18 protein-coding genes are annotated in these 25,326 nt (G+C 60.8%); 11 read left to right on the forward strand and 7 right to left on the reverse strand.

The window, feature by feature from the left end; genetic code table 11:
- Positions 1 to 1,377 carry a M20/M25/M40 family metallo-hydrolase gene (locus tag C5J22_RS01455; protein WP_105436835.1) on the forward strand — a complete coding sequence of 459 codons (1,377 nt, stop codon included), beginning with the start codon at positions 1 to 3 and terminating at the stop codon, positions 1,375 to 1,377.
- A gap of 267 nt (positions 1,378 to 1,644) precedes the next feature.
- Positions 1,645 to 2,391 (forward strand): GGDEF domain-containing protein, encoded by a 747-nt coding sequence (locus C5J22_RS01460; protein ID WP_105436836.1) that lies wholly within the window; start codon positions 1,645 to 1,647, stop codon positions 2,389 to 2,391.
- Between the two features lie 64 nt (positions 2,392 to 2,455).
- Here the strand turns inward: C5J22_RS01460 and C5J22_RS01465 are convergent, their stop codons facing one another.
- The 7 genes from C5J22_RS01465 to C5J22_RS01495 all read right to left on the reverse strand — a co-directional run bounded on the left by C5J22_RS01465 (position 2,456) and on the right by C5J22_RS01495 (position 12,222).
- The gene (locus C5J22_RS01465; RefSeq protein WP_105436837.1) at positions 2,456 to 3,580 is read right to left on the reverse strand and encodes a glycoside hydrolase; all 1,125 of its coding nucleotides are present in this window, start codon (positions 3,578 to 3,580) and stop codon (positions 2,456 to 2,458) included.
- Between the two features lie 4 nt (positions 3,581 to 3,584).
- Complete coding sequence (locus tag C5J22_RS01470) at positions 3,585 to 4,757, reverse strand: polysaccharide pyruvyl transferase family protein (protein WP_105436838.1); 1,173 nt, start codon at positions 4,755 to 4,757, stop codon at positions 3,585 to 3,587.
- A gap of 54 nt (positions 4,758 to 4,811) precedes the next feature.
- Positions 4,812 to 5,990: a polysaccharide pyruvyl transferase family protein gene (locus C5J22_RS01475; protein WP_105436839.1), complete on the reverse strand. Its 1,179-nt coding sequence runs from the start codon at positions 5,988 to 5,990 to the stop codon at positions 4,812 to 4,814.
- A gap of 39 nt (positions 5,991 to 6,029) precedes the next feature.
- Entirely contained in the window at positions 6,030 to 8,708 is a 2,679-nt protein-coding gene (locus tag C5J22_RS01480) for a glycosyltransferase (RefSeq protein WP_105436840.1), read from the reverse strand.
- Complete coding sequence (locus tag C5J22_RS01485; RefSeq protein ID WP_105436841.1) at positions 8,698 to 10,179, reverse strand: DUF6212 domain-containing protein; 1,482 nt, start codon at positions 10,177 to 10,179, stop codon at positions 8,698 to 8,700. The genes C5J22_RS01480 and C5J22_RS01485 overlap by 11 nt, the downstream gene beginning before the upstream one ends.
- 179 nt (positions 10,180 to 10,358) lie before the next feature.
- A complete protein-coding gene (locus C5J22_RS01490; protein WP_105436842.1) occupies positions 10,359 to 11,606 on the reverse strand; it encodes a glycosyltransferase family 4 protein in 1,248 nt (415 codons plus the stop codon).
- A gap of 43 nt (positions 11,607 to 11,649) precedes the next feature.
- Positions 11,650 to 12,222, reverse strand: coding sequence for a MarR family transcriptional regulator (locus C5J22_RS01495; protein WP_105436843.1), 573 nt, complete (start codon positions 12,220 to 12,222; stop codon positions 11,650 to 11,652).
- A gap of 195 nt (positions 12,223 to 12,417) precedes the next feature.
- Between C5J22_RS01495 and C5J22_RS01500 the strand changes: the two genes are divergently transcribed.
- From C5J22_RS01500 to C5J22_RS01540, 9 genes are all read left to right on the forward strand, one after another.
- Positions 12,418 to 14,178, forward strand: coding sequence for a type I secretion system permease/ATPase (locus C5J22_RS01500; protein WP_105436844.1), 1,761 nt, complete (start codon positions 12,418 to 12,420; stop codon positions 14,176 to 14,178).
- A gap of 17 nt (positions 14,179 to 14,195) precedes the next feature.
- A complete protein-coding gene (locus tag C5J22_RS01505) occupies positions 14,196 to 15,596 on the forward strand; it encodes an HlyD family type I secretion periplasmic adaptor subunit (protein ID WP_105437177.1) in 1,401 nt (466 codons plus the stop codon).
- A gap of 272 nt (positions 15,597 to 15,868) precedes the next feature.
- Positions 15,869 to 16,528 (forward strand): calcium-binding protein, encoded by a 660-nt coding sequence (locus C5J22_RS01510; RefSeq protein WP_105436845.1) that lies wholly within the window; start codon positions 15,869 to 15,871, stop codon positions 16,526 to 16,528.
- A 65-nt stretch (positions 16,529 to 16,593) separates the two neighbouring features.
- Entirely contained in the window at positions 16,594 to 18,849 is a 2,256-nt protein-coding gene (locus C5J22_RS01515) for a glycosyltransferase family 2 protein (protein ID WP_105437178.1), read from the forward strand.
- The gene (locus tag C5J22_RS01520) at positions 18,846 to 19,685 is read left to right on the forward strand and encodes a class I SAM-dependent methyltransferase (protein ID WP_105436846.1); all 840 of its coding nucleotides are present in this window, start codon (positions 18,846 to 18,848) and stop codon (positions 19,683 to 19,685) included. The genes C5J22_RS01515 and C5J22_RS01520 overlap by 4 nt, the downstream gene beginning before the upstream one ends.
- Positions 19,682 to 20,944, forward strand: coding sequence for a glycosyltransferase family 4 protein (locus tag C5J22_RS01525; protein ID WP_105436847.1), 1,263 nt, complete (start codon positions 19,682 to 19,684; stop codon positions 20,942 to 20,944). The genes C5J22_RS01520 and C5J22_RS01525 overlap by 4 nt, the downstream gene beginning before the upstream one ends.
- Complete coding sequence (locus C5J22_RS01530) at positions 20,941 to 21,672, forward strand: hypothetical protein (RefSeq protein WP_105436848.1); 732 nt, start codon at positions 20,941 to 20,943, stop codon at positions 21,670 to 21,672. Before C5J22_RS01525 ends, C5J22_RS01530 begins: the two co-directional genes overlap by 4 nt.
- Positions 21,673 to 21,689: 17 nt before the next feature.
- A complete protein-coding gene (locus C5J22_RS01535) occupies positions 21,690 to 23,960 on the forward strand; it encodes a glycosyltransferase family 2 protein (protein WP_105436849.1) in 2,271 nt (756 codons plus the stop codon).
- Positions 23,957 to 25,276: a glycosyltransferase family 4 protein gene (locus C5J22_RS01540; RefSeq protein ID WP_105436850.1), complete on the forward strand. Its 1,320-nt coding sequence runs from the start codon at positions 23,957 to 23,959 to the stop codon at positions 25,274 to 25,276. The genes C5J22_RS01535 and C5J22_RS01540 overlap by 4 nt, the downstream gene beginning before the upstream one ends.
- Positions 25,277 to 25,326 lie beyond the last annotated feature (50 nt).

Raw genomic sequence — 25,326 nt, forward strand, 5'->3', positions numbered from 1 at the left:
ATGACTGAGCAAAAGAGCGATCTGGAGCGCGTCTTCGCGCATATCGAGGAAAACCGCGAAAGCTTCATCGAACGGGTTATGGACTATGTCCGCCATCCCTCGATCAGCGCCCAGAACAAGGGCATCGCGGAAGTCGCGGCCATCCTCGTCGAGATGCTGAACGGCATGGGCATGGAGGCGGTTACCATCCCGACCCGGAACCATCCGATGGTTTTGGGTCGCATGGAAAAGCAGCCGGGCAAGCCGACCGTGCTTCTCTACGGCCATTACGACGTGCAGCCGCCGGAGCCCTATGAACTCTGGGACAGCCCGCCCTTCGAGCCGACCATCCGCAACGGGCGAATCTATGCCCGCGGCATCGGCGACAACAAGGGCCAGCATTTCGCCCAGCTGATGGCGCTGGAATCGCATCTGAAGGTAACCGGCGAACTGCCCTGCAACGTCATCTTCCTGCTGGAAGGCGAAGAGGAAATCGGCAGCCCGCATATCGCCGAGTTCGTCGCCGAACACGCCGACAAGCTGGATGCCGCCGATCTGGTCGTCACCTCCGACGGTCCGTTGCATGAATCCGATACGCCGATCATCACCTTTGGCGTACGCGGTGTTGCCTCCTTCGAACTGCGTGCAAAGACCGCCAATCGCGATGCCCATTCCGGCAATTTCGGCGGGGTGATGCCGAACGCGATCTGGAAGCTCGTCCATCTGCTGGCAACGATGAAGAACGACAAGGGCGAGATCACCATCGACGGCCTGCATGAGGCTGTCGTGCCGCCGACCAACATGGAGCGCGAGGCGGTCAGCAAGCTGCCGCTTGACCTCGATGCGATCAAGGCCGATCTCGGCATCAAGGAACTCGATGCGCCGCTCGACCGCGGTTATTTTGACCGGCTGATGTTCCACCCGACGCTGACCATCAACGGCCTGCATGGCGGTTACGGCGGGCCCGGCCAGAAGACGGTTCTGCCCTGCGAAGCGTTTGCCAAGTGTGATATCCGCCTGGTCGAAAGCCTCACGCCGGATTACGTGTTCGAAAAGGTGCGGGCGCATGTCGCAGCCCATGCACCGGACGTGGAGTTCGTACCGCTCAACGCCATGCTGCCCTCGAAAACGCCGATGGATAGCCCGTTCGCGCCGATCATCCAGGACGCGATCTTCACCGCCCGCGGCGTCGAGCCGCTGCTCTACCCGACCGTTGGCGGATCACTTCCGGATTACGTGTTCACGAAGATCCTGAAGAAACCGGCGTTCGTCGTGCCTTACGCCAATGCGGACGAGGCGAACCATGCGCCGAACGAGAACCTGAAGCTGGATTTGTTCATTGCAGGCATCAAGACGGGGGCGGCGCTGCTGACGAAGCTCGGTGAGATGAAGCGGTAATGCGAAGAGTCTCTCTGCTTTGGTGCCGAGAGAAATCTTGCCAGGCGCTGAGGCAGAACGGCAGCATTCGCACTCCTCCTCCCGGTGCATGAGGTTTTAGCGAGGCTGCATCGATACGAACCGCACCCAGCCATTCCGCCGCTGCAGCCCGATCGCCTTCCGATCAAATTCTTCATGCCCATTGTTAAAATACCATAAGGTTTATTCACGTGGTATTTTCACGCAATATCTCAAAGATAGAGACCACCGCAAAAGCTCCCTCAACCAATGACCCTGTATTTCCGTTTTCGCCAAGCCTTAGTCACACCGCATATCAAGATAGCAATGCTCCGCACCCTCGCGGCTGCGATTGGAGCGATCGCGATTGTTTGGCTATTAAGCCTGCTTATTCCCCAACGTCCGTTCTGGGCGGAATTGACAGCCGTGGCATTGATATCGGCGGCCGTTACATTTCCGCTTCAATTGGCGCTTTATCTCCGTAACCAAGCGCTTCGGGATACCCAACAAGAGCTGCGGCACGCGCTCGGTCGCAACCCCGTCACAGGCACGATGCGCGCCGGCGAATTTGCGAATTCGGTCGAGCATGCGATAGAACGCAGGCGCACAAGCAGCACCGGAAGCTCCGATGGCGTCTTGCTCGTTCTCAGGATTGATGATTTCGATGCCATCGATCGCCGTTACGGTCCACAATGGGCTGATACGCTGCTTCAATCGATGGTCCGGATCGTATATTCTTCCGTGCGCCATGGTGACCTTGTCGCCCGCCTTGCCTCAGACGAACTTGGCATCTATCTGCCCGGCACGACGATGGAAAATGCCAACGACATCTGCGAGCGTATTCGCGTGCAGGTAAAGGAAACCATATTCACAGCCGGACAGGAGCGCCAGATATTGGTGACGGTGCGGCTTGGCGGTACCAGGGTCGAGCAGCAAGCCGACTTTCAGGCGTTGCGCGAGGCTGCCATTGCGGAGGAGGAAGCTGGTTCGCCCCTATTCCGGGAGCGGTTCTCTTGAACGGGAAACTCCAGCGTCTGCCGCGCATATCCGGTCTTTGCGATCTTTGAGAGCGTGGATTTTCCTACTTCGCTTCAACCTTTCCCGTTCTCGTGGCCGCAACGCCGGCCGGGCTTAAGCCGCCGCAACGCCAGACGCTATAGACCGCTTGGGTGTCCCAGTCATAATAGAAGGCCGCTCTCAACCTTCCTTCGTCCATCAGTTCGTCGAAGCTGCGGCGCACGGCACGAACCGCCGCTTCCCGCGCGCGATCGTCCAGGGGGCAGGAAAGCGCGGTGTTGGCGATGCCCCACTCGGTCACCCAGCACGGCTTGCCCTCCCCTTCGGGCCGGCAGAAGTTGAGAAGCGTTCCGACATAGCGCGCAAGTCCCGCGTCATCCTTGCGCCCCGGATAAAGATGAATTCCATAGCCATCGATCAGGGCATCGATACCCCGCTCTCGCAGGTGTGAAATGAATTCGCTGGGGTCGAGCCGTTCCATGCCCCGGCTATCGGCCTCGCCAGTGCCGACATCCGACAGCCCGGCCGAAATCAAAAGCGTTTCGCGGCTATGCACCGTCGACCGCAACTCCTCCCGGGTGATGCGGACGGCACCGACATATGCGTCTAGCCCCCGCCCGAAGGCCGTGCGGTCTGCGACTTCCGAAACGTTGCGCGGCGTCCGTCGCCCGGGCTTTTCGTAGACAGCGAGGTCGCCGTTATAGGCGCTGTAGTTTATCTCGTTTCCGGGCTCTACGGCGTCGATGCGGATGCCCATGCCGTCGATGCGGCGAAGGGCCGAGCGCAACTGCGACCGGTACAGATCGAGGTCGAGATCCGAAAGCCGCTGAACATCCCAGATACGGCCGAAACCGGTTCGGGGCCGCGCCCCCGGGGGATAATAATCCTTGTTCCCGAGCTGGATCTCGAGAAGGACTTTCAGCCCTAACCGATCGGCGATCTCGAGCGCATCGATGCTCTTGTCCACCGGCCTCGACAGCGAAAGCCGGACATGGGTGACGCCATTCGCCGCGATTTCCTTCAGGATACGCTCCTGATCGGCGCGAGAAAGCCAGGCGAGGTTTACCCGGTTGACGCCGATGCGATCGGTAGCCACATCGCGGGCGACCGTCGGCGGCACTTGGGCAAACGCCCAGAACACCGCCAGCGCACAGGCAAAGATCGCGCGCATCTGCACCGCGACCTTCATCCGCTCAAAGTCCGATCTGCGCCAGGGCGCTGCGGAAATTCGCCTCGCAAGCGGAATACCGGTCGATTACGGCCTGGGTGTCGATCTTGCCGAGGAAGTTGGCAAGATAGGCGCGCTTGTCCGCCTCCCTGTTCCAGGTGGAGGCCTCGATATAAGGGAAGCCGATGAATTCCAGCATCTCCCGCATGCGGTCGTCGACGGCGATCATCAGGGCGGGCGTGCCGGCCTGCATGCCGATGATGCAGCCATGGAAGCGGCGACCGAAGCAGAGATCGCGCTCGGACATCGCCCCGCGCCATTGGTTCGTATCGAAATAGACCAGCAACTCGTATTTCCGCTGCCATTTCTCCGAATGCTTGTATTCCGTGCCCCCGGTGATCCGCGCACTCGACCGGTCATAGGCGATGTCACTGTCGCCACCGGTCAGGGAGAGGTTGTAGGCAACAAGTTCGTCCTGAACGACATAGCTTGCGACGCTGTCGGGCTTGAGCAGTGCATGGGCGTCGACGATCGTATCGGCAACGCTGCCAAGATAACCGCCGAAGGCGATCTTCTGGGCTTCCGCCAGCGCCGGGTTGGCGAGCGCGGTCAGCGAACGTTTCATGTCGTTCGGAGAGAAATAGAGTGACGGGCAGCCCGTCGGCTTGACGAACTTCATCCCCTGCTCCCTCAGGAATTCGGCGGTGAAGTAACCGCGCGTGAGGAAGAAACTTTCCTTGTTCCGCAACACGTCCAGGAACTTGAGCGTACCGGCTGGCAATTGATCCTTGAGGCCCTCCTTGCGCTGGATGCCGATGCCCATCACCACGACCGGCATCGTCAGCTTCGCAAAGATTTCCGCCTCGAGATCGGCGGAATAGCCGGGGCGCAGCAGATTGGCGGAGGCGAAGACGCACAGATCGAACTCGCGGTTCACCTGCTCGAAAATCTCGTTCGACTCCCGATTGTTGGCCAGATGCCAGAACGGCAGATAGGTGACGTTGTGGCCGCGCAGGCTCTCGGCCGCTCCCTCGCCGATCAGGTAGTTGCCGGTATTGGCGATCTTCCTGACCTGCGCGATCAGATCCTTTTTTGTCCTCGTCTCGTCGAAATAGGGCCGATGGATAACGGTCGTACCAGAGACGTCCGCAATCGTTCGCTGCAGATAGGAAGGAATGCCTGTAAGCAAGATACGCATGACTGTCCTCTGAACCGAAGGGTGATGGCCCGCAGGCCCGTGGATAGGGCCTCGCTAGAGACCGATGCCGATTTCGCGAAGCGTGGTGCGGAAGGCGCGCTCGCGATCGGAATACCGGTCGACGAGTTCGCTCGTGTTGAGCTGCGACAGATGGTCGGCCACGAACTCGGCGCGGTTCTCCGCCTTGTCGACCTCCATGATGTCGACAGCCGGCAGGCCAGTGAAGCCCAGCATCTCGCGCATGCGGTCGTCCACCGCCACCATCAGACTGGGAACGGCCGCCTGCATGGCGATGATCGAGCCGTGAAACCGCCGGCCGAAATTAAAATCCATTGACGAGGCCCAGCCGCGCCACTGGTTGTTGTCAAAGAAGGTGCGAACCTCGAACCGCTGCTTCTCCCGTTCAGTACCGGGATAAGTCAGATCGCCGATCATCCGGCCCGACGCGGAATCATAGACACGTCCCTCGTCATTGGGTTCCACCTTCATATCGAAGTGAAGGAACTCGTCCTGCACGACGTATGGCGGTACGGTATCCTCAGGAGCGAGCGCGTTCGCATCCAGGATCGCATCCTGATTGCCGCCGAGATAGCCCGAAAAAATGGTCTTCGCCTTACCGATCTTGACGCTCGACAGCTTCCTCATCGACTGGCGCATATTGTCCGGCATGAAATAGACGGAGGGGCAGCCGGTCGGGCGCACGAAGGAGAAACCCTGATCCTTCAGGAAGCCGGCGGATTCGTAGCCGCGTGTCAGGAAATAGTGCTCTCGTTCCTTCAGGACGGCCAGAAGCCGCTTCGTTCCTTCCGGAAGATTGTTTTCCAGGTCCTTGCGGTTCTGCAACCCGATGCCCAGCATGACGATCGGCATGTTGAGCCGGCTGAGAACATCCGCCTCGGCATCCGCGGAAAGCCCCTTGCGCAACAGGTTCGCGCAGGTGAAGACGCAGATATCGAAATTGGCGTTGAACTCATCGAATCCGCTGCCGCTCTTGCTCAGATTGTAGAGATGCCAGAAGGGAACCTGTTTGGCATGCGGAGCGAGCGCCCGCAGGGCGCCTTCGCCGATGAGGTAGTTCCCGGTATTGCTGATGTTGCCCAGCTCCTGCAGGAACTCCTCTTTCGTTTCCGGCTGCTTCTGCCGCTCCGAATAGGAGACGGTCGAACCATGGGCGCCATTGGCAAGGCGCGTGTAGTGACCGGGAATACCCGTCACGAGAATTCGCGGACGCATTCGACTAGACCTTTCTGTTTCAAAGAAGCGGCTCGGCGATCAGCCAGCTGCCGCGACCACGGGATTTGCCGTCGCCTGCTCGCGAAAGATCGCGGCGCGGGACAGTGACGAATTTTTCACGGACCGATCGCTCCACGCGATGAAATCCGAGAAGGAGGACGTCCAAGACCGGTGCGCGGCGGTTCTGATGCAGCCCTCCATGAGCGGCGCAAGGCGTGCGCGATTGCGCGCGACCTCTTCAATGATGCGTGCCATCTCCCTCACCATCTGAGGATCGGAAGCCGCATCGATGAGTATGCCGTCCTCGCCGTCGCAAATGAGCTCGTCCACCGCGCCAACCGCGGTCGCGATTGGCACGCAGCCGAGCTGCTGTGCCTCGGCGATCATCAGCGGCGCGCCCTCCCACCGTGACGGCATGAGGAGAACATCGGCCCAGCCGAGCGCCTTGATCAGATCCTTGCTCGCAAAGACCGGCGGACGCACGTCGACACCGAGGTCTTTCAGCCGCTCACTCCAGGAGACCCTGGAATCGGCGAGGATTTCCCCTCCGATGGCCCGGGCGTCGAAGGCGACGTTGGAGGCCCGCAATTCCGCGAGCACTGCCGCCAGCCTGTCGATGCCCTTCTGCTGGTCGAACCGGCCCATGTAAAGAATCCGCAAGCGGTCGTCCTTGCGCTCAATCCGCCTGACGGCCAGGACCTCCGCCAAGGCTTTGGGCGGCACCGAGAAGCTCGCGCCGTTCGCAACGGCGAAGACCTTCTCGTGCGGGACACCGTAGCTGTGCAGATAGATCTTGAGCTGCTCGGAGCAGGTCAGGAAGGCATCGTAGCAATGCTCGTGGGCAATCGCTGCGAAGGGCTGGCCGGCGGGCCTCTTGAAGGCCGTGTTGTCCACGACGTGCAGGTAGCAGGCCGTGCGCGTGCCTTCGGAGCGCAGTCGCGCGATAAGGGGATGGACGGCCATCACGTGGTTGTTGATGACCAGGTCGAAGCCGGAAAGCTGCCCCTTGAGCGCCTGCCAGTCGACCGAATGCTCCTCGGCGATGAAGTCCTGTCCCAGGAAAGAACCAGACCCTCCCCAGGCCGGAATTCCCGCCTCCCAGAAATGGATGTAATCGAAGCAGGAATCGAATTCGTCGATCACGTCCATCCGGGACGTGCCGAGCACGAAGAGGTGGGTTTCGTAACCGGCCGCCTTCAACTCCCGGGCGGCGGCATAAACGACCTTTTCAGCCCCGCCGAACGAGGCGTTCGGCACGAGTAGCGCCACGGTGCGCTTGCCCTCGTTATGCCCGAGCGGCAGGACGGGCGATCCTCCGATCTCCTTGCGCAATGCCTTGTGGAGATCGGTATAGGGTACCAGCCGCGCGGGGCGCCAGGTCCACCGCCTACCCGCCGTCTCGCGGAGGGGGCTCGAGGCAATTGCGTTGAGGCAATTGATCATCACCTGCTGAGGCGTGATGAGGGAGCGGCGCGGGAGGCTTCTTGGAAAAGGGAAGCGCACTTTCAGAATGGCTGATGTCGGCCATACCTGCTGGCTTGCGATCGAGGCGAACCAGTCGACAGCATTGTTCTGGACCACGTCCTGGGCGATCCGGGTCGACAGGAAAACGAGATCGGCGGGGCCGATTTTTTGTGCGCCCGGACCATGAATGACCGGCTCGATCTTGCGCTGGGCGGCATCGTTGGCGAGCTGGACGAAGACGACGTTGCTCACCTCGCTCAGTCGCTCGAGATGAGCAAGCACGTTCGGCAGCATGCGCGAGCGCCGCAGAAGGTCGAGCGCCGCGCCGCTTCCGGCGACCAGGAATGGCGGAAAATGTTCATTGTCCGGCTCGCCGATATTGCCCCAGAAGGCCGGGATGATGTCGTCGAGGCGAAGCATCGTCGGTGGTTTGGTGGGATCGGTGAAGAAGGAGATCGCCGTGTCTTCCGTCCGCGCAAACAGGTAGCGCGGGCAATCCTCATGCTCGAAATCCACCAGCATCGGGCGCTGGAACAACGGCATATGACGCTTGCGCAGGAAGCTGACCGATGTGGCGCGGTCGCGGTTCGCCTCCTTGAAGCGGCTTTCCGCCCTCAGCCTGTATTCGAAGACGGTGTCGTGGCAGGGCGTGCCGACGAAACCGTGCTCGATGCACGACAGCCAGAATTCCCAATCCTCGAAACCGTTCTGCCGGTCGTCATTGAAGCGGACGCCGTCCTTGAAAACCTCGATCGAGATCATCGATCCCGTATCGCAGATATTGTCGGTGATGCAGTGTACCAGCCGCGAATAGCGATTGCCGTAATGGGCGCGCCAGCTGACCGAGAATGTGTCGATATTCGTGTAAACCCACCCGCAGCCGCTGGAGACGAGCTGCTGGTAAAGCGTCTTGATCGTGCCGGGAAGAATGCGGTTGTCGGCATCGAGGAAATAGAGGGCCTTCGCCTCGGGAAAATGCTCGATGACGTAATCGATGGCGCGATTGCGTGCGCCGCCCGGGCCGGCGTTGCGGCCGAATATGACATGGACGCAAGGATGGGCAGCGGCGTAGAGCAGCAGCTGATCGAACGTCTCATGCCGAGGATCGCCGTCGACAGAGACAACGATGACAACACGGCAGTTGCCGGGATTCGAGGCAAGCACCGATTCGATTGCCTCAAGAGCAAGTGCCGCGTGACCGTAGAGAGGCATGGCCACGGCGATCAGGTCCGCTGGCTCCCTGTTACCGGACATCGGCGGCCTCCGTAAATTGCTTGACCATCCTGAAGCCGGACACTTTAAGCCAGGAGAAGTCGACAGAATCCGTCACTGCGCGGCTAAGGATCATCAGATCCATCGGGCCGCGTACGGGCTCATCCAGCTGGATATTGATGTTGACGACCTCGCTGGAGCTGACTTCGCGCCATCCGCTGAAGAATGCCGACGGTCTGGCCGTGCCCTTTCGCGCGATCTCGGCCACTTCGGAACGCGCATTCGAATTTGCCGGCGCAAGCAGGAAGCTGACCGCCGCGGGCTTGCCTTCCGGATGATCGATAAAGGCGCTCACCGAAAAGGATATCGTTCCCGGCTCGATGGCGCCGCTGACTGCGCCGGCCGATATGCCGCTCGGCAACGGATGGCAGACGATGGCATGCTCATGTTCGAGGAAGCGCACCGTCTGGAATTCCGGGACGATGGGCGTGACCGAAACGTCGGCGATCTGGCTCAAGGTCGCGACCGCCAGGCGATAGTCGACAGTGTACTGGCCTTCGAGCAGGTTGCTCGGGGCTATCATGTTGGGTGTTCTGGTCGGCTTGACCCCGGGCAACCCCGTGAACACCTTGAACGCCAGCGGGCGCAGGTCGAGATCCGGATGCGGAAGTTCCGAGCGCGCCGAATAACGTTCGCCGGCGATCGGATAGCCGAGCGAAAGGCCGACGGTCTCCGGCCCGGTCGCGGAAATCCGCAGCTTCAACGTACGTGCAGCTCCTCCACAGGCGCGGGGCAACGAGAAGAAATTCCAGTTCGGTACGAGCTGCGCATAGGGGACAGTCCATTCGGCAACCCCTTCGCCGCTCTCGAGATAGCTCAACGCGACGACAAGCTCTCCGCTGATTCTGGGCACCGCGTGAAAGTGAAGGGCAAACCCCGCCACGCCAAGGCTGGATACCGGCAGAAGCTGTTCGATAAAGGCCGCGGCAAGCAGCGGACCGATCCCCTCGTCCTTCGGATCGGCATAAGGATCGTGGGAGAAAATCTCCGAAACCGGCTCCCAGTTTCGCGCCTGGAACGCATCTTCGAGCGCTCTGTAGTTTTCCAGCAGCGCTTCTCGTTCCCTTCTCAGGATCGCAAGCTCGGAGGTGATCGAGGCGCTGTATCGCGCAAGCCGGCCGACACTGCCTTCAGTCAAAGCCTGCAGAAGCGGGAGGCTTTCCGGCCTGTTTGCGGGATCAAGCCGCCGGATAGGAACGGCCGGGATCGTCCCCAGTGGTCCAAGCAGCGCCAAACCCGCCTGCAGATCCGCCTCGCCCTCGTCCGAATAGGCGACGGCAACCAATGGAAAAGCATTCTGCAATGTCACCGGAGGAAGGCCATCGGCATCGAGGAAAACGACCTGATGTTCGATATCGCTTCCCTCGAAGCAGGAGCGATCCCGGGCCGATGCCGCGATCAGCTTTCTCGTCACCAGTTGTTTCCCAATGCCGGAAGACGTCAAATTTAGCACGCACCGCCCCTGAAGAATTACCCTGTAACAAAGAACAATATTCCGGATAACCGAATTTTATCAAAGTCATCCTGCGTCTGCGAGGGAAGCCTAACAACTAACATTGCAGTGCACAATAACAAAATTCAACCGATATAAAGAAATAAACTCCAAATATACTTTCAAAATTGAAGCAATAATTATGCAGCCGCTCCTTGATCGCCTCTAAACGACTTTCCGGTCAGCTTTTCAATGATATTCTGCTGCCGGTTGAGGCATTCCGCTAACCGGAAACGCCTCTCGACAGTCCGGCGCGCTGCAGCGCGCATCCCGAAGTGACGTTCCGGATTGGCGAGGGCGCCGAGAATCGCCTCGGCGAGCGCATCGGTGTCGAAGAACGGCACCAAAAGACCATTCTTCCCGGAGCGTATGACCTCCTGAACGGGTGCGGTATCGGACCCGATGACCAGCGCGCCACAGGCCATCGCCTCCAGCACCGACCAGGACAGGACAAAGGGATAGGTCAGGTACAGATGCGCGGAGGAGATCTGGTAGATCTGCCGTAAGAGCGAATGCGGCACCGCACCGGGAAAGATTATATTCTCCCGCGGTATGTCCAGCGACTTGAGGAGATGATCCTTCCACGCCCCGCCGCCCGGCGGCGGCACGCCATAGCTGACACCGTCTCCTCCCACGCAGATGAACAGGGCATCGGGGCGCTGGTGCACGACCTTGGCGGCAGCCTCCAGAACCTGCGGGAAGCCGCGATACGGCTCGAGATCGCGCGCGACAAAGGTGACGATGGGAGGACCATCGGCACTCAGTACGCGCCCATCCGGAAGCGTGGCCGAAGCTGTCGGGTCGGGTCGAAACCGCGCCGTATCGATCCCCTCGTGACACACCGAAATGCGCCCCTGGGCGTCGGCAGGATAAAGACTTCTCTGCCAATGGGTGGGGCTGATGCCGGCCTCGATGGCCTCAAGGGACAGGAGTTGCGCGATATTGCGCAGCCGCAGTCTCTTGCGGGTCTCCAGATCGGGCCGATCGTCAGGGGAGAACCCGATATCCGCCCCTTCCGACCGATAGAAGAATTCGCAATACCCCAATACGGGCACCTGCGGGAGCACATCCTTCAGGAACATCATGCTTCCCCAGCCGATATGGCCGACGACGACATCGGGCACCAGCCCCTGCCGCACCATGGCATCGAGCGTCTCGGCGACGCGATGGCCGATTCGCGCATGGTGATCGGGAGTAGCCATGTGTCGGGCCATATGCGGATCCGCACGCGGACCCGCTTCCGCTCGATGTCGAATGACGCGAACGGAAGGGATCTTCTGATCTATGGTCTCGGTGATGAGGCTGACCTCATTGCCCAGCTGTGCAAGCTGGGCGGCCAGGGCAGCGAACTGGCCGAAACCCCGTCGATGAACAAACGCCACGTGCATCGCGTCTATTCCCCCACGGCGAGGCGCACGGCCTCACCACTACTCAAACGCCGTACCGTGAGGTGCTGCCCCAGGCCAGTTCGAGCTGATGCAGTGTCTGGAAGGCGGTTTCAAGCATCCGCTGCTCCTGGTCGCCCCGATTCACCGCGCGCTCATAGGTCATCGCGGCCTCCCGGAGATTGGCTCTGAGCTGCCGCCCCTTCTCCGTCAACTTGATGCGTGCGGACCGCTTGTCGCGCTGGGAGGCAACCCGATCGATGTAGTCACCATCACCAAGCTGTTTCAGATAGTAGGAAACGTTGGAGCCGACATAATGGCCCCGATCCAGCAGCTCGGCGACCGAGAGCTCCGAATCGCCGATTGCCAGCAGGATCATCGCCTGTGCCGGCCCGATATCGTCAACCCGAAGCTTGGTCAGCTCCGCACGGATCAGACCCGAGAACCGCCTGCTTGCCCGCTCCATGAGGCGAGCGAGTTCGAAATATGTAACCTGTTGGAGGGCCCCAAACTCGGCATCCTGAGGATGCTTGGGGTCTGTCTGTGCCGCCTGACCCATTTGAACTGTTAGTTCGCCGCTCAGCTCTACAGGCAAATTAAGCACAACTTCTTCTTTCATCCCAATCTCCGTTTCAGGAAACTACTTCAAAAATTGAAGTAATATTCAACTACGCCCAATCCCCCCAATCGCCATGAGCTTGCACAAGCCCTCCGTTATGTGCCAGATTGGAGGAAGCAATACTATCCTTCGGTTTAGCTATAACCAAAACGTCCTCCGACTGATTGATCTAACGTTAACCTGAGGCAAATTGCCATGCGCGATACTGTTCAAAATGAGACAACAATCAAGGGGCAAATTCGCAGAGGTCGGAAAGAAAGCAGCCCAGGGTTGCTAGTATCGCAAGCCAAGCGTGTATTTTTGTCGGGATTGCTTTATGCCGCTGCGCTCAGCGTGTGTCTGAATTTATTACAGCTGACGATGCCTCTGTTCATGCTGCAGGTTCATGACCGAGTGCTTAACAGTCAGAGCATGGACACGCTGGGAATGCTCGTCATCCTGGCCATAGGCGCCCTGATCGTGCTCGGTGTTCTGGAATTCATCCGCGCCCTTTCGTTCCAGGCCATGGGAAGTGCGCTTGTGCGCCGACTGAACATGCCCATCCTGGCGGCTGCCGTTCAGGCCTCGGTCGACCAGGGCCTGTCGCGCGCGACCCAGTCGCTTCGGGACATCTCGGAATTGCGAAGCTTTTTGACCTCGTCAGCGGTCACTGCGCCTCTCGATGCGGCGTGGTCACCGATTTTCCTCGGCGCCCTTTTCCTTTTGCATCCGCTCTTTGGCCTCATCGGAGCCGTTTCCGCCGCTCTGCTTCTCTGCGGCGGACTGGTTACGGACATTTTGACACGCCAACTCACCAAGGAGGCGAATCAGACGAATATCGAGGCGGTCTCAAAGATTGGCGCTTCGCTGCGACATTCCGAGGCAATCGAGGCAATGGGCATGCTGCCGGCCCTGGCGGCCCGTTGGCGTGCCCTGCAGCTGCAAGCCCTTAGCGCGTATGAAACGAGCGGGAGCAGGAGCAAGGCGATGTCATCCATTACCCGCAGCCTGCGCTATTCCATCCAGATCGTTACCCTGGCGGCCGGTGCCTATCTGGTGCTGCAGCAGGAAATCACGCCCGGTGCAATGATGGCATCGAGCATCCTGGCCGGGCGCCTCCTGATCCCTTTCGATTCGCTCATCGACAATTGGCGGCAGTGGGTGCTGGCGGCAGCGGCCTGGCATCGCCTTGAGGCCATCCTCACGGCGGACGTTGCGATCCGCCAGACGATGCCGACGCCGCATTCGTCGGGCGACATCGTCGTCGACAAGCTCATTTACGCGGCCCCCGGCCTGGATGTGCCGATCATCAAGGGCATTTCTTTCTCCCTCTCTCCGGGCGAGGTTCTGGGCGTGATCGGCCCTTCCGCCGCGGGCAAATCGACGCTTGCGCGCCTGCTGGTCGGTATCCTGCGCCCCACATCCGGTGGCGTCTTCCTTGACGGCAACAATACCTATCTCTGGGAGCGCAGCTCGTTCGGCCAGGTGGTCGGATACCTGCCGCAATCCGTCTCGCTTCTGGAAGGCACCATTCGGGAAAACATCGGGCGAATGGCGGACAGCGATCCATACAAGGTCCTGGAGGCGGCGCGACTGGCCGACATCCATGAAATGGTCGGGCGCCTGCCGCTCGGATACGACACGCCGGTCGGCGACGGACATCTGACCCTTTCCGGAGGCCAGCGGCAGCGCATCGCGTTGGCGCGCTGCCTCTACAATCAACCTCGCCTCATCGTGCTCGACGAGCCGAACGCAAATCTGGACGCGATCGGCGAGCGGGCCCTTATCCGCGCGATCGAGCGCGCCCGCGAAAGTGGCGCCATCGTCATCATTATCGCTCACCGGCCGGCCATCATGCAGGTTGCCGACAAGCTGCTCGTGCTCGAAAACGGCCGCATCACCCAGTTCGGACCGCGTACGTCCGTGATTCCGGTAGCGGCGCCGGGCGAAACAACCCGGGAGGTATCCGCAATATGACCGCGCAGAAACCCCTCCTGGTTGAGAAAAAGCCGCTCGCGATCCGCGCCGATCTTTCCGAGCGCCAAATCCAGCGATATCAGCCGGCCTTGCCGGATGCCTCCCCGTCGAACCTGGAGTCCGACCAATTCGACAACCGCTCACCGCTGCGCGGTCTCGTCATTGCGGGGCTTGCCACGATCCTCGTGTCCTTCGGGGGATTTTTTGCCTGGGGATTTTCGGTTGAGCTCAGCAGCGCGACGGTCGCCAACGGCACGATCATCGTCGATTCGAAACGAAAAACCATCAGCCATTTCGAAGGCGGGGTGATGAACCGACTGCTCGTCCAGGAGGGCGACAAGGTCACAGTCGGTCAGCCCCTGATCGAACTGGAGGATACGCGTGCCCGTTCCAGCCTCCGGTCGCTCCAGGCCCGGCGCATCGGCCTGATCGCCAAACTGGCTCGACTGAAATCCGAACAGAACGACGCTCCGCAAATCAGTTTTCCAAGCGATTTCGGCGACGCCTGGGATGTTGCGATGGATGACTCCGTCAGGGCGGAGACGATATTTTTTGAAAAGCGGCGCGAGACCAAGGTCGGACGCGTCGAGGTCCAGAGAAAAACGATCGAGGAACACCTCGAACTGGCAGCGTCATACGATATCCAGATCGAGGCGATCGACCGGCAAATCGGCTTCATCAGGGAGCACCGCGCGGCGATGGACTCATTGGTGAAGATAGGCGCCGTACCGCGTACGCAGGTCATCGAGATCGACTCCAGACTCAGCGATCTCGCGAGGCAAAGGGGCGAGCTCGTCGGCAACAAGGCCCAATCCGAAAAGGCCGCAGCCGGTGCACAGCTTGCGCTGACCGGGATCGAAAGCGACTTTCAGTCGACGATTGCCGGCGAAATCACCACCGCACGCGTCGATCTTGCCGATGTCGAACAACAGATCACCGCTTCGAAGGACGTGCTGCGGCGGCTTGAAATCCGCTCTCCGCAGGACGGCATCATCAGCAACATCTTGTTGCGCACCCCCGGCAGCGCGGTCACGCCCGGCCAGCCGTTGCTTGAGATCGTCCCGGAAAACGAACCGCTGCTGGTCGAGATGCGCGTCAATCCTCGCGACGTCGACAGCATTGCCGTCGGCTCGCATACCCAGGTCCGGCTGACGGCCTATAACCAACGGTCCCGCCTGCCGATGGAAGGTACAATCACGTATGTCGCCGCGGACCAGTCAGTCGATGAGAAATCAAACAGTGCTTATTTCGTCGCGCGCGCCAAACTCGACCCGGCATCGCTTGAGGCAAACCCTGATGTGCGCCTCTATCCCGGCATGCCGGCAGAAGTGCTGATCATTCACGCGTCACGCCGCGCGATCGACTACATCACCTCTCCCGTCCTCGAAAGTTTCCATCGCGCTTTCAGGGAAGATTAGTGTCCAGGCTACAAGAAATGCTGCATAGCAGAAATTATTTCAAATATTGAAGTTATTCCAAAGTAAAATACGGCAACTTTAATTTATAAGATGGCCCATTATCGAAACAATGTGCCATTAATATTCAATTCAGGAAATATATTTCCCAACATCTGACATTTTAGCTCCGGGTTATGCTTGCACTTCTGTTTTTTGCAGTGCACATTTCAAGCGCGAAATCGTCGCACCCTGCGCCGACAACGCACTCATACAAACCTGAAGAGGAGAGGCAGATGGCCACATTGGAAGGCGGAGCATACGACGATGCCCTGTTCGGTTCCCGCTTCAACGACTTCATCCGCGCCCATGCGGGCGATGATTTCGTAAACAGCGGCAACGGACACGACATGGTGTTCGGCGGCGAGGGTGACGATATCCTGTTCGGCGGAAAGGGACATGATTCCCTGTTCGGCGGCGAGGGTAGCGACTTGTTGAACGGTGAAGCTGGCGACGACAATCTTGTCGGCGGCTGGGGTGATGATCTTCTTTACGGCGACAAGGGCAATGACACCCTGCTCGGCGGGCATGGCAGTGACCTTCTGTCCGGCGGCAAGGGTGCAGACATCCTCTACGGCGGCGACGGCAACGACATCATCGATGGCGGCGCTGGCAACGACCTCCTTGTCGGCGGTGCTGGCAATGACGTCTTCGTCTTCGGCGGTGGCGGCGGCAATGACGTCATTCTCGACTTCACCGCTGGCGAGGATATCCTGCAGATCTCGAAGGGCATCAATGGCCTCGACGTGACTTCGCCGGACGATCTGGCCTCGCGCATCACGCAGGTCGGCGGCAATGTCGTCGTGGATCTCGGCCATGGCGATACGCTCACATTGGTCAACGTCGACGCTGACGACATTCATGCCAATCCCGAGAACTACTTCACTGTTCACTGAGCATGATTTCTGCGCGCCCTGCCTCCTCCCGTGGGGCGCGCAACTCCGATCCAGAGGGGCAGCGTGTGACGTTCGACGAAGCGATAGACGCCACCGGCGTTTTTAGAAACGCAAAAATCTTTCGGCTCGGCACGGATTTGGCCATCCTTGTCTGGGATCTCCCCCCGGCCCTTCCCGCAACCACCAAGTGCCTGTTGTCGATGAATCGCTCGCCGGTACCGCTGGTCAGCATGATGCTTCCGCTCGGCCACGGAAGGCAACGCATGTTCTGGGCGATGCGGCCGGAACAGCAGCCGGTGAATGTGGACATCTGCACGGAACACGGCGGCATCGTCGAAACCGTCATGATGCAGCCGGCACGCATGCTCACGCCCCTCGATGTGGAAGCGCTGTTTACCGATCTTGCGCCGGGTTCCCGTATCAAGTTCGTCAACAACCTGCTGACCGTCTGGCGAAGCGCCTTTCGCATCACCGGTGACCATCTATTCCATATGATCGTCGAAGACGCCCTTCATGCGCTCGTGCCCGAACCGCAGGCCGCCGGCATCGTCTGCCAGGTTGCCCAGGGACGCCATCTGATCGAGACGGCGATCAATCCGGACCTCGGCGACATCGTAGCGATCTATGCGATCGGCGCGACTTCGATCGCACGCATGGCCGCAAGGCCTGTCCTCGGACGCAAAATGAAAAGCGGCCTGCAACCCTGCCATTTCATTGCAGAGGCGCCTTTTCCCTCTCCTCCGTTTCTGATCGTCCTCCTGAGCAAGAATGGTGCTGCAATCCGCCAGCTTGCTGACGACAAACCTCGCCATCCCAGCCTTCAGACCTGGTGGAGCAAGAACCGTGAGGCCGTGGAACTGCGCGAAATGGTCGTCCGTTGTCTCGCCACCTTGCCGGAAGGCAGCGCCGCGACGGCGATCGACCTTCAGGTCAACGCTCCATTGCCTGCAACCCGTATTGCCAAGTCGTCGATGCATCCGTCGGGCGAGGTCGATCTCGCCCTGGCGCTCGACGACGGCCTTCTGGCAGGCGGCTGGTTTCATGCACCGTCATCCGCCTTCGCCGGCATCGACTACGTCAAGGAGGACGGCACGGCCGTGCCGCTTGACGCAAACAGCTACAAATTCCCGGCATGGGCGGAAGGCAAGGATGAAAAGAGCAAGACCGATGTGACCGGCTTCGTTGCCTGGATCCCGCTGACGGAATCCCCCGGCCCGCTCCTGCAGCCGCGATTTCAGTTGCGCCTTGCTTCGGGAGCGGTCAGGCCGCTGATACCAAAGCCGCAGCCTTTCGAGCCCGCAACGCAGCGAAACCATGTCCTGCGCGCCGTGCCGCCGCAGCATGCAGTCGACAGTGCCTTCCGCACGATCCTCGCGCCCGCCCTGCAGGACATAGAACGGCGATTGGGCAAGACCATAGAGGTCGATTCCACCAAGGACTACAGCCTGCCCGAAACCACACCCCTCGTTTCGATTGTCATACCCCTCTACAAGGTTCTCGATTTCCTGCGCTTCCAACTGTCGGGAATGGCCACCGATCCATGGCTCGTCGCCAATGCCGAGATCATCTTCGTCCTCGATTCACCGGAAATCCAGGATGAGACGGAGCATATGCTGGGCGGCCTGCACCTGCTGCACGGGCTGCCGATGAAGCTGGTCATCATGAACCGCAACAGCGGCTACGCGCGGGCCTGCAATGCCGGCGCACGTTTTGCCCGCGGCGCCATTCTGGTCATGCTCAATTCGGATGTCGTGCCAAAGGGACCAGGTTGGCTTCAGGTGCTGTCGCGCCCGCTGCTGGAAAACAGCAGGCTCGGCGCCATCGGTCCGAAACTGCTCTTCGAAGATGGATCGCTGCAGCATGCGGGCCTGTATTTTGGCCGCGACCAGCGCGGAATCTGGTTGAACCACCATTTCAACAAGGGCATGCCCGGCGACTATGCTCCCGCCCAACAAGCCCGCGAAGTTCCCGGCGTCACCGGCGCCTGCCTCGTGACCCGCAGGGCCACCTACGAGCGCGTCGGCGGCTTCACCGAGGACTACATAATCGGCGACTACGAGGACAGTGACCTCTGCCTCAAGATCCGCCGTCTCGGGCTCCAGATCGCCTATGAGCCGGCCGCCTGCCTGTATCATTTCGAGCGTCGCTCGATCCGCCGCAGCCAGGACTATATGCGCGGCGTCGCCAGCCAATACAATTCGTGGCTGCACACGCAACGCTGGGAGGACGACATCACCGACCTGATGGCGAACCAATTCGGCAGAGATCAAGATCGCCTCGCCGCCACCAACGGCAGAAACCAGGAAAGGAACGCAGCGTGACACAGGTAGCACTCGTGCACCCTCCCAGGCCGGCTCGGCTGGTCGACGAGGACCGTGTTCGCTGGCTGCTCGACGTCGTTCGGGGCAACCGTTTTCTGCCGCAGCCGGAACCCACCAATGTCTTCGTAGGTGACGGTGATTTTCGTGCGATCGGCGCGGAATTCCTCGGGCACTTCATCCGTATCGGCGGCCTGCGCGAAGAGGCCCGCGTGCTCGACATCGGCTGCGGTATCGGCCGGATGGCCGTGCCGCTCACCCAGTATCTCGATCCGCAGACGAGCCGCTACGACGGCATCGATCCGGTCGAGGGCGGCATCGACTGGTGCCAGCGGACGATCACGCCCGCCTATTCCAATTTCGCCTTCCAGCGACTGGATATCGCGCACGAACTCTACAATCCGACCGGCAAGGTCAGCGGCAAGACCCTGAGGCTTCCCTTTCCGGATCACCATTTCGACTTCGTCATCATGACGTCGGTGGTCACTCACCTACCTCCTGCGGAAGTCCTCGTCTACCTCGCCGAGGTTCGCAGGGTCCTGGCATTCGGTGGGCGATTGTTCATGACAGCCTTCGTGGTCGACCGGATCGCGGCGGCAAACGAGCACGGGCGGCGCGATCCGCGCCTTGCGTTCCGCCGTTATGGCGAAAGCCCGTGCTGGTTTGTACCCAACCAGGCGCCACTTGCGGCAGTCGGCTTCGAAGACGGCTTTCTCGACAAGGCGCTCGAACGGGCTGGCCTCTCCGTCGCCTTGAAATCGCTTGGCCATTGGCGCGGCACCAAAGCGGCTCACCATCAGGACTTCATCGTGGCGAAGCGCCGGGGAAATGGCCGATGAGCAAGCGCATTCTGGTCGCTGCCCACAACCATCCGTCCCTTCACCCGGGCGGCACCGAGATATTCGCCCATGACCTGTTCCGCGCCTATCAGCGCGAGGGCCATGAAGCTCTGTTTCTCGGTGCCACGAACCATATTCATCGCGAAGCGAGACCAGGCACGAGCTTCCAGAGCATCGGCTCGGCGGGAGACGAAATCCTGCTGTGGTCCGGACATTTCGACCGCTTCTTCATGAGCCAGATCGACCTCTATGGTGTCGTGCCTGACATAGCGGAGCTGCTGCGCGATTTCCGGCCGGATGTGGTTCATCTCCATCACATGCTGCTGCTTGGCGCCGAGTTTCCCCACATCGTCCGCCGCACCCTGCCGGACTGCCAGATCGTCATGACACTCCACGACTACTACCCCATCTGCCACCATGACGGCCTGATGGTGCGCACTGGCACCAAGGAGCTTTGTCACCAGTCCAGCCCAGACCGCTGCCATGCCTGCTTCAAGGACATCCCGCTTGATCGCTTTGCTCTGCGCGAACGCCACCTGAAGGCTCTGTTGAGCACGGTCGACCACTTCGTCTCGCCGAGCGCCTTCTTGCGGGACCGCTACGTGCAATGGGGACTGGAGGCAGATACGATCAGCGTCATTCCCAATGGCATTCCCGTCCGCAAGACCGGCGTGCGAAGAGATCTGCTCCAGGGCGGCAAGCCGGTCTTCGGATATTTCGGCAATCTCAACCCCTGGAAAGGGGTGACCGTCTTGCTCGAGGCGGCGCGTCAGCTTCTGGCCGACGGCCTCGATTTCGAACTTCGCGTCCATGGCGGCGCGCCCTTCCAGAGCGAGGCGTTCGTCGAGGAGATCAACAGTCGTTTTGCCGAAACATCCGGATCCGTGCAGGCCCGCGGCCCCTATCGACGCGAAGATATCGGCGATCTGGTGGCCGCGGTCGATTGCACCATCGTTCCTTCGGTCTGGTGGGAGAACGCACCGCTGGTCATTCAGGAAGCCCAGGCGCAAGGCCGTCCGGTCATCGCCAGCAATATCGGCGGAATGGCTGAAATGGTCGAGCATGGCGTCAACGGCCTGACCGTCCCGCCCAATGATGCCCGGGCGCTCGCCGCGGCGATGCGCGACATCCTGGAAGATCCGAAACTGCTGCACCTGTTCGCGCAAAACGCCCGCAAGCCCGACGACATCGACACGACTGCCCGCCGCTATCTCAAGTGGATGGAGACGGCACAGGTTCAGGCATTGGAGAGCGCATGACCAGTCCCGCCGAACGACCGGATGCCGCATCCGAACAGGACAACGTCAAGCCGATGAACGGCCGGGTGGACGCCGTCGACATGGGTACGATCTTCGGCTGGGCATTCGACCCGATGGCGCCGGATCAACGGCTGTCCATTCGTGTCCTTCTCGATGGCAAGGTAATTGCAGAGGCCGTTGCCGATCGCAACCGTCCCGATCTGCGGCGCAACGGTATCGGCGACGGCAAACACGCGTTCGAAATCGCGCTGCCCGATCCCCTCCATTCGCGGGCCAACGATGTCGTCGTCATGGCGCGCAATGGAAGCGGTTCCGAACAGGCTCTGCGTGTTCCGCAGCCGAACGAGCAGGCGGCTGAAGCCCTGATCGCAGCGCCGCTGGCAAAAGTGCTCGACAAGCTCGATGTGCTGATGGCGTCGCAGCGGCAGTTGCAGGTCTCGCAGCGCGCCCTGCAGCGCGCACCGGAAATCGATGGAGACAAGGCCGAAACCACCGGCCTGACCGAAATCGGCAACGCCGTCGAAAACCTCAAGGTGGAGGTCAGCCAACGACTGAATGACCTCGATGTCCACCTGATGCGGCTGGACGGGGTCGTGGCGGGGATGGAGAAGAACCTGAATACATTGAAGAAGCGGGCGAGCGCTGAATTCAAACCCATGCTGTTGCTGCTGTTCGTTCTGGTCGGATTTGCCGCTGGCGCCGGCCTTGCGCTGATTGCCAGGATTTGACCGAGGGAGGGCAATGCATGCTGGTTACGGAACAATCCCCCACGGTTACCAATCCTCCGGTCACCAGCCCCCTGGTCGCCAAACCAGCGCCCGCCAAGCAGGGGACGAGCAGGGCGATGCGCTCCGGAAGGGTCATCGGCTGCCGCGTCGACGAGACAACCCTGCTCGTTATCGGCCTCGGCCAAGTCCCGGCCGGTGACGTGACGGTTGGCGTCGGCGAAGACCAGGCCGACACGCGAAATGCATTTGTGTCGGAATGGCGATCGGCCGCATCCTCACCGCGGGCCAAGCACGGCTTTGCGGCGCTCCTTCCGGGAGGGGACACCGACCTTGCCATGACCACGATCCGCTTTGGAGAGAAGCAGACGAGCACGCCCTACATCTTTGCGTCCCGCCTTGCCTCAACGGAGGAAGCAGCCGCGCTCGTGCTCGAGGCCGCCGGATCTCAGTCGACCGCCGTCATAAACCGGCTCGTGGACGCGCTGATGACCGGCAATCTCAGCCGCCGCAGGCTTCTCACCATAACTGCGCTTTTACAGGCGACCCACGCCACTGATGGCTTCGTCGAGTTGATCGGCGAGAGCCATGACGGCGTGACATTCCTGCAGGGTTGGAGCCGCGGCATGGCGCCCGGGTCTTGCCGGATGTCCCTGATCGGAAGGGCGACACCGGTGGTCGCGGAATGCGGTATAGCCACCTTTGCACGTCCCGACGCTCCTGATGGCGCCACCGGTTTTGTCGGCCTTCTCGAGACGGACGAGGCTGCCCGTGCGGCCGACATTGAAGGTCTGATCTTTCGAGGGCGCACCGGCTGGAGGCATGTTGCGGTCCACCCTCGCAAGCGCATCGCTGATCCGCAGGAAACTCCCGAACATATCCGGTCGGTCCTGATGCGCACTCATGGCACGCCGGACGTGCTCCTGTCGCTGCGGGCCGCCGCCAACAGCTTTGAGGGCAAGGAAACCATCTCCGGCCTGCCCTATCCCGTCCGGATGGGGATAGACAGCATATTCGAGGCCGATGTGGGAAATCTCCTCATCTCCGGCTGGCTTTATGACCCCGATGGCCACGTCGCGACGGTTAGACTGCGCCGATGCGATGCTGCGACCCGCCTCGACGAACACTGGACGCGCTTCGATCGCCCCGACGTCACGGACAGTTTCAACGACCAGGCGCATCTTGTGCCGGGTCTCCGCGGAGATCAGCGCGCCCACGGCTTCATCGCCCACGCCCAGTTATCGGCTGAAGATCCCGGTGCCCCCACTTATTTTGAACTGACGCTGCAGGATTCGCGCCGTGCGTTTCTGCCGATAAAACCGACACGCCTTTCGGCACGTTCGGCGGCATTGCGCCAGATCGGCTCGATCGATCCCGCCAACAGCGCACTGCCAGGGATCGTTGATACACACATCGTTCCGTTCCTCAAACAATCATCAGGACGATCGGCGCCGGTCATCGAAACCATCATAGATGCCGGATTCTTCGATGAAGAAAACGGCCCGCCGATTATCATCGCCGTAGGCGAGAGCGAGGAAGACATCTCCCCGCTGCTCGCCCTGCTTGCGCTCGATCCGGAAACCCGGGGCGCTCCGATCGTAATCGCCATGCCCGCCGAGCGGTTTCGCAGGCAGGCCGCCCGCCTCAAGGAACTCGCACGTTTCTATCGCCTTTCAGTCAGGATGGTATCGACGAAGGGAACGGGCGACGTCTACGACATGCTGGAAGCGGGCACGCAGGCGCTTTCCTGTGAAACGGTCGTGTCGCTCTCCGCCTCGTTGATTCCGCACGGGACAGGCTGGTATGGCAAGCTTGTCGCCGCGGCTTCCACGATGAAAGGAAGCATCGTCTCGCCCGTCCTGGCTTACGAAGACCATTCGGTTCGCTGGGCGGGAACCTGGATCGACGACGGCAACGACGACCAACCGGTCGTGGGCCGCTACGCCGGATACCCGCTCAAAGCGGTGACCGACATGAAGGTAACCGGCATCGCCGCGGCATCGCTCGAATGCTGCATCATGCCCCGCGACGCCCTGTCGCGCGCGGGCGGCTTTTCCGGCGGCTATCTCGGCACGCAGGAAAAGGGTCTGGATCTCGGCCTCCGTCTCAGCCGGTCCGGGTTCGACTCCTATTTGCTGCCGTCCGTGCAGATGTGGGGCTGCGACGACGCACGCGCCGGCGACAGTCCCGCGATGGCGGCTTTGGTGGAGGAGATCGACCGAAAGATCTTCAAGAGCCAATGGCTGCCTATCCTCACCGTTGAAAAGCACCTGGAAAAGAGGCCCGCATGAACGAGCAGCTTCGCGTCCTTGTCGTCTCGCATGCACATCCGTCGGTCTCGCTCGGCGGGGCGGAAATCGCGTCCCACAACCTGCATCTCGGCCTGAAAGCATTGCCGAACGTGGAATCGGTTTATCTGGCTCGGATCGGACACCCGGTGCCGCGGCACGCCGCATCCGCGCTGATGAGCCTGCGCCTTGTCGAGGACGAATTGCTGTTCCACACGGATGATTACGACCACTTCTTCCTTTCCAACGGCGATACGCAGGCGATCAGCCGGGACCTCTTGCGTTTTGCGCGCGATCTCAGGCCCCATGTCATCCATTTCCATCATATTCTCGGTATCGGCCTTGAAGCGCTCTACGCCTTGAGAGAAGCGTTTCCGCACGCCGCCATCATCGTCACCTTCCATGAATATCTGTCGATCTGCCACAATCACGGGCAGATGGTGAAACGGCCTTCCGGCCAGCTCTGTGAAACCGCGTCCCCGGTCGCCTGCCACGGCTGCTTTCCAGATATCCCCGTCTCGCGCTTCCTGAAGCGGGAACTGTTCGCCCGCGGCATGCTCGGCCTTGCCGACGCTTTCATCTCCCCCAGCCGGTTCCTGGCGGATCGTTACGCCGCATGGGGCATCGAAAGAGACAAGATCAGCGTGATCGAAAACGGCATCGCCATGGAAACGGCGGCGCCCGCGCGCGAGGTTCAAGGTCTCAAGCCGCGCCGCAACCGGTTTGCCTATTTCGGACAAATGACGCCGTTCAAGGGCGCCGATCTGCTGATCGAGGCCGTCTCGCGCATCCCAAAGGAAATGTGGGGCGAAGACTCCTGCCTGATGATCTTTGGCGGCAATCTTGAGCGACAGCCGGCCGAGTTCCAGGAACGTATCAAGAAGCTCATCGCCGACGCCGGCCACCGCGTTCGCTTCTACGGCGCCTACCAGAACGCGGACGTGCCGCGTCTCATGCGTTCCGTCGACTGGGTGGTTCTGCCGTCCGTCTGGTGGGAAAACTCGCCCGTTGTCATTCAGGAAGCTCTGCTCCACCGCAGGCCGATGATCTGCTCCGATATCGGCGGAATAGCCGAGAAGGTGCGCGACGGAAAGGACGGGCTGCACTTCCGGGCAGGCAGCAGCCAGGATCTCGCGGATCGCATCGTTGAGGTGCTGGGCGATGGCAAGATCTGGGAGCGGCTGCGCGGTTCCATGCGCCAACCCGCGGACCGCGCCGCCTGCGCGCGCGAACACGTCAAACTCTATCGCACATTGCTACGGCGGAAACTCGATGCCGCAATCGCCGAGAGCCCCAAGCTTCTCTCGCCCGTGCTTTAAGACACTCGTTTCGAGAAACGCTAAGAGTCCCTTCTTCGCGAAGGCTGCCT

The sequence above is a fragment of the Neorhizobium sp. T25_13 genome, assembly GCF_002968675.1.
Classification (GTDB): Bacteria; Pseudomonadota; Alphaproteobacteria; order Rhizobiales; family Rhizobiaceae; genus Neorhizobium; species Neorhizobium tomejilense.